This window comes from Microcystis sp. M53602_WE12 (assembly GCF_030065455.1).
Taxonomy (GTDB): Bacteria; Cyanobacteriota; Cyanobacteriia; order Cyanobacteriales; family Microcystaceae; genus Microcystis; species Microcystis aeruginosa.
The window spans coordinates 1-5700 of record NZ_JASJFB010000210.1 but is presented as its reverse complement, the minus strand read 5'-3'; the positions used below and the strand labels follow the sequence as shown (position 1 = coordinate 5700).

At 41.7% G+C, this 5700-nt stretch carries 4 protein-coding genes; 2 read left to right on the top strand and 2 right to left on the bottom strand.

Features of this window, described 5'->3' with window-relative positions:
• Positions 1–550 precede the first annotated feature (550 nt).
• Positions 551–1120 carry a TIGR04376 family protein gene (locus PX482_RS07685; protein WP_002763860.1) on the top strand — a complete coding sequence of 190 codons (570 nt, stop codon included), beginning with the start codon at positions 551–553 and terminating at the stop codon, positions 1118–1120.
• 134 nt (positions 1121–1254) lie between these two features.
• Positions 1255–2976: a lysine--tRNA ligase gene (lysS, locus tag PX482_RS07680; RefSeq protein WP_288122277.1), complete on the top strand. Its 1722-nt coding sequence runs from the start codon at positions 1255–1257 to the stop codon at positions 2974–2976.
• 206 nt (positions 2977–3182) lie between these two features.
• Here lysS and PX482_RS07675 read toward each other — a convergent pair whose 3' ends face one another.
• Positions 3183–4829 (bottom strand): DUF3685 domain-containing protein, encoded by a 1647-nt coding sequence (locus tag PX482_RS07675; RefSeq protein ID WP_288094887.1) that lies wholly within the window; start codon positions 4827–4829, stop codon positions 3183–3185.
• A 58-nt stretch (positions 4830–4887) separates the two neighbouring features.
• A complete protein-coding gene (locus PX482_RS07670; RefSeq protein ID WP_002798934.1) occupies positions 4888–5328 on the bottom strand; it encodes a Fur family transcriptional regulator in 441 nt (146 codons plus the stop codon).
• Positions 5329–5700: the final 372 nt, after the last annotated feature.

The following is a 5700-nucleotide window of genomic DNA, read 5'->3' as shown; positions in this document are numbered from 1 at the left end:
TGCGAAAATCGGATTGGGACTCTCAAAAACCTGGCATTATCCTTCTTGTAGTACATAAGTTGGTACAAAAAGAGAGGGCAACAAAGCCTGAAACGACCGACGACCGGCTACTGACGACCGACTCCTAACCCCACCAACAAACTTTTTGCCGCAAACCCTAATTATAACCAGCTACTTAGTTTTATTATACGGGTTTCCCCCTGCCTAACCCACAACCGAATAACATTTTTGTACTACTTTTCCCAAATATATTTAGGGCTTGCTGAATAAATCTAAAAACCTTGTTGGATAAGGCTTTTAGACTTTTTTGACCTCAAAAAGTGCCGACCATTGGAGGGATCGGGGGTAAAATTCCTGGACTTTTTCCCTGAAAATTAGGTAACTGACTACCTCAAAATCGGTAAAACCCTACACCCCACACCCTGCCCCCAGGAAAAACTTTTTCAGCAGACCCCATTTAAATCTAGGGTTGATCTAGCCTATGCTAAAAAGAGGGGGATTAAAATCGATCGCTCCTAGACTTTAATTGCAAATTTAGGATACTGCACAGATGGGCAATCTATTTGATGATGTCAGTCGCTTTCTTGAAACCCAACTGGAAGAATTTCTCAGAAGTCATCCCCAATTAGAATTACAGGCGCTGGTGGAACAACTGCGCGAACAGGAGCGCGATACTGCTAAACTAATTAGCGCCCTAGAAAATGAGCGTCAACGTCTCGAACAGCAAATTTTGGCCACTGCCCAAGATATCCAAACTTGGCACGCTAGAATTGATAAGGCTAAGGCCGCTGGACGGCAGGACTTGCTTAAGGCTGCTAGTGAACGCGAGGCGGCCCTCTTCCGTCAGGGTAATCAACTTTGGGGACGGATGGAAGGGGTGAAAAAACGTCTGACTCAATCCCAAGAGTTACTGCAACAAGTCCAACAACGTCGTCAAGAAGTGCAAATTAAAGCCGAAAAAGCCCCTAAAAATCAGTCCCCTGACTGGGAAACCACTTTTTGGGATCAACCCCAAGAATCGGACTATCAGCGCTCAAACTACGATAATCTCGATCTAAAATTTAAAGAATGGGAAATGGAAGAAGAATTGAAAAAATTAAAGCGAGAAATGGGACGATAATTTTTCAGTGAGCAGTGAACAGTAAACAGTAAACAGTAAACAGTAAACAGTAAACTGATAACTGATAACTGATAACTGATAACTGAAATCCCCAACACCTAAAAATTCCCCAGAATTGTTCCTCTTAGAAAACGATGGCATCTCAAGCACAAAATCCTGAAAATCAACCCTCCTCTACCCTCGAAGAAATCCGGTCCGCTCGTTTAGAAAAAGTGGCAGGATTGCAAAAAGCTGGCTTAAATCCCTACGCTTACCAGTGGAAATCCACCGCTCACGCTCAACAATTACAAGAGCAGTACGCTGACTTAGCACCGGGGGAAGAAATTAGCGCTGAAGTAGCAATTGCTGGTCGGATTATTGCCCGAAGAATTATGGGTAAACTAGCCTTTTTTAACCTGCAAGATGAAACGGGAACGATTCAATTATACCTCGATAAAAAACGCATTAGTGAAACTATGTCCGCCGTGCCGAATGCCTTTAACACAGTGATTAAATTAACAGATACAGGCGATATTTTAGGAGCAAAAGGCACAATTAAACGCACAGAACGCGGCGAATTATCTATCTATGTTAACGAGTACGAAATTCTCACCAAATCCCTCTTACCTCTACCGGATAAATGGCACGGTTTAACCGATGTAGAAAAGCGTTATCGACAAAGATATGTGGATTTAATTGTTAATCCTGAAGTGCGACAAACTTTTCGCCGTCGCGCCCAAATTACTGCTTCTATTCGGAGATATTTAGACCAAGAAGGTTTTATTGAAATTGAAACTCCCGTGCTACAAAGTGAAGCGGGAGGAGCCGATGCTAGACCGTTTATCACCTATCATAATACGCTGGAGATGGAGTTATATCTCCGCATTGCCACCGAATTACATCTAAAAAGATTAATAGTCGGTGGTTTTGAAAAAGTCTTTGAGTTAGGCCGAATTTTTCGTAATGAAGGGGTTTCTACTAAACATAACCCCGAGTTTACTTCCATCGAAATCTATCAGGCCTATGCCGATTATTATGACATGATGGAGTTAACCGAAAACATTATTGTTAATGCTGCACAAGATGTTTTAGGTACGCTGAAAATCACCTATCAAGACAGGGAAATTGACCTAACTCCCCCTTGGCGACGAGTGACTATGCACGAATTAGTCCAAGAAATAACCGGGGTTGACTTGAATAGTTTTGAGGATTTCGAGTCGGCTCGTATTGCCGCAGAAAATGCCGGCATTGGCGTTCCAGAGGACTGTAAAACCATCGGTAAGCTCTTAAATGAAGCTTTTGAACAAAAAGTCGAAGAAACCCTAATACAGCCCACTTTTGTGCTAGATTTTCCCGTGGAAATTTCGCCTTTAGCTAAACCCCATCGCTCAAAAACTGACCTCGTGGAAAGATTTGAATTATATGTGGTTGGACGGGAATTAGCTAATAGTTTTTCTGAGTTAACCGATCCCATCGATCAACGGCAAAGATTGGAAGCACAGGCACTCAAAAAAGCGTCTGGAGATTTGGAAGCGCAGGGAGTTGATGAGGACTTTTTAACCGCTTTAGAATACGGAATGCCCCCCACGGGAGGCTTAGGAATTGGCATCGATCGCCTGATCATGTTATTAACCGATTCTGCCAGTATTCGCGATGTGATTGCTTTCCCCTTATTAAAAAGTCAAAGTACAGCGATTAAATCTTTTGACTACGATCAGGACAAAAAAATTCTGAAAGTGGAATTTAATCACGGTGGTATCTATCTTTATCATGATCTACCTTTGGCAGTATATAAAGACTTTCAGTCCGCACCATCGAAAGGACAGTTTTTTGTCGGACAAATTCGCGATAAATACAGTTTTGACAAGGAATTGTAAAAGTTACTGTCACTTCAGTTAAGTAGATAGGTGTTAAAAGTTGTCAGACACCCCCCTGATCAAGGGGGCAGGGTAGGGTTGATTCATGAATCAACCCTACTATGAATCAACCCTAGGGGCAGTGGGGATCAGAGGCAAAATCCATCTTCAATTTAATTATAACTACTTCAGTTATCAGTTATCAGTTATCAGTTATCAGTCATAATTCATGATCCCTTTTTACCTTTGACTTCCTGCCAAGTGTTACCGACTCCCTGTAAAACCCCGCGAACTACTAAACCAATACCGCGACCGATAACTTGGATAAGAATATAGACTACTCCCTTACCCACCACCCGAAAAAAAGCGCGTAAACGAGGAGATAAAGAGTCTCTTAATTCTAAGGCGATCGAAACTAACCAGGGTATGCCTGTTAAACTATTTAATTCTTCCTGTCGAGGGGAATAAATGGCTAGAGATTTGATTTGTCCCTCGCTATAGTGAAATAATTGATATTGACTTTCAAAGATATCTTTAGGTTCTTGCCAATATTGTTGCCGTCGGTATTTCCAAGATAATTCATTCCGGATTTTAGCTAATTTTCTGGCGATGAGAAATTCTGACCGGTAAAGTTTTTGTTTGATTCTTTCCGATTCCGAGAAGTTATTGAGAATAATTACCGTCACTGCATTGGCAATATTATGAATGAGATTTTGCAGCAGAATTTCGGCTCTGGCGATAGTTTCAGGAGCATTAGCCCGGTATTCTACTCCGTCAATAGTTAAACTATTTTCGTACACTAAATAGGAAAATAAGTCAAGAGCAAAAGGAATTTTATTGAGGATTTCTGTTTGAATTGCCTCTCTTTCTTCCAGAATAATTTCGTTAAGTCTGCCTTTACTAATTTCATCATAAACCGAGGCATTAATTTCTAAAAATTTACGGGTCACTTTCTCCCAGATATCGTAAATAATCAGATTTAAGCGACTGGTTAATTCCCCGCTGCTAATCTGTAAATATCTGATTTCATCGACATTTTTACGAATTTCATCGAGAACTAAATATAATAATTCCCGTTGCCGATTATCCTGTAAAACATCGATTTCAAAACTAATCTTTGTTCTATTAATTAAAGGCGATCGAATGACCGCTAAAGTGGACTCAAAAACCGCCGAAACACAGAGGGGACGCTCGCGGCTTAAAATTGGTAATTCTTGATCGATATTGTTAATTATTACCGAGGGTGTGACTGCAGCTGAATTGTAATAGCTACCCTCCAGGGGAATTAGTTTTCTCACTAGCCATAGGGCTGCTAAAAGTTCTCGTTTTCTCCCCTGCCAGTAAAAGCGATCAAAGCCGGATAAAGACTGTTGATTGAGATGGAGATCAATTAAATGTAATTCACTTTCGATGCGATTTAATCCCGTTTTGCCGGCACTGATTAACCAATGGCTAGGGGCTAAACTTGAACGAGTAGCAATGGTGAGAGCAGAAGGGGCAACATCCGGGGATTCATCCCGGGAAATTTGTCCTAAAATAGTGATAAATTGCTCTAGGTTTGTGCCTTTGGGAATATAACCGGCGATGCCTAATTCTCTGGCGATTAGTTGCTGTCGGGAGTCGAGAGGAAAGGTTAATAGAACAATTTTACTTTCAGGATAGCGAGAGTGGAGAATTTCACAGTAAGACCAATCAAAGAGAGGATCAATAATAATAATTTCGGGGGCCGGATTAAGAGTCAAAGCGAAAATTGTTTCTAAATCCCCTTCGGTGACGATACTAATATTTTCTATCCGCGACAGGGCCTGCACCAGACCCAAGCGGAAAATCGGGTCATTATCGATGATAATTAAGGTGAGAGGGCGATCGATCACAAGAGTTGCAGCCTGTCAACGGATACTATTCACAGGGTCAATTATACAGTTATCCGGCTCATTTATTTTGTTTATAGCCATAGAAATCGATGCGATAATCGGTAATTTTTACCCCCGTCGATGCCTCGACCTGTTTAATTAATTCTGGGGGAAGTTCGATATGCACATCGATGATTTGTTGGCTGTCCAGACAATTGACGTGACTGTGGGAATCGCTGATGTTACCGTAGAGTCTGCCGTCCCAGCGTTCCACAGATTCGATAATGCCTTGACCCGATAGGGCCTCTAGGTTTTGGTACACTGAGGTATGACCGATGTTTTTTCCTTGCAGATTGAGACGATCATAAATTTCTCGCGCTGATAGGTGTTCCTGCGCTTGCCACAGCAATTCTAAAATATAGCGACGCTGACGACTAACCCGCATTCCTAAAGTTTGACACCTTTCGATCGCATCTTCTAAACACCGGATCGGTTTTTGTTTTACCTCCAAATTGTCCATAGTTGTATCCGTTGACCTCCGCCCTAATACATAGTCATTACCAGTTTAGCTTAGTCTTTCGATCGATGTCCACATTGCGCCAGTTTTTAGCCCCTCTTCAAACTGAGATAAAAAATCAGCAGCGCCAGATTTGAGTAGATTTGCGGGCGAATGAGTGAAACCAACCACTCCAGACACAAAGGACACAAAGATCGATCGCTACTATATAAGTTACACCGATCACACAAAGAATAAGAGAACCAACCATTTACTTATCTATATCCCACATTCCGCACCCTAGTCGTTGAAATCAAAAGTTGCTCTAGCCCTTGTATAGTAAGACTTTTAGCGATTACTAAGAATTATGAAGTGTCACACTCTAGTTAGCGATCG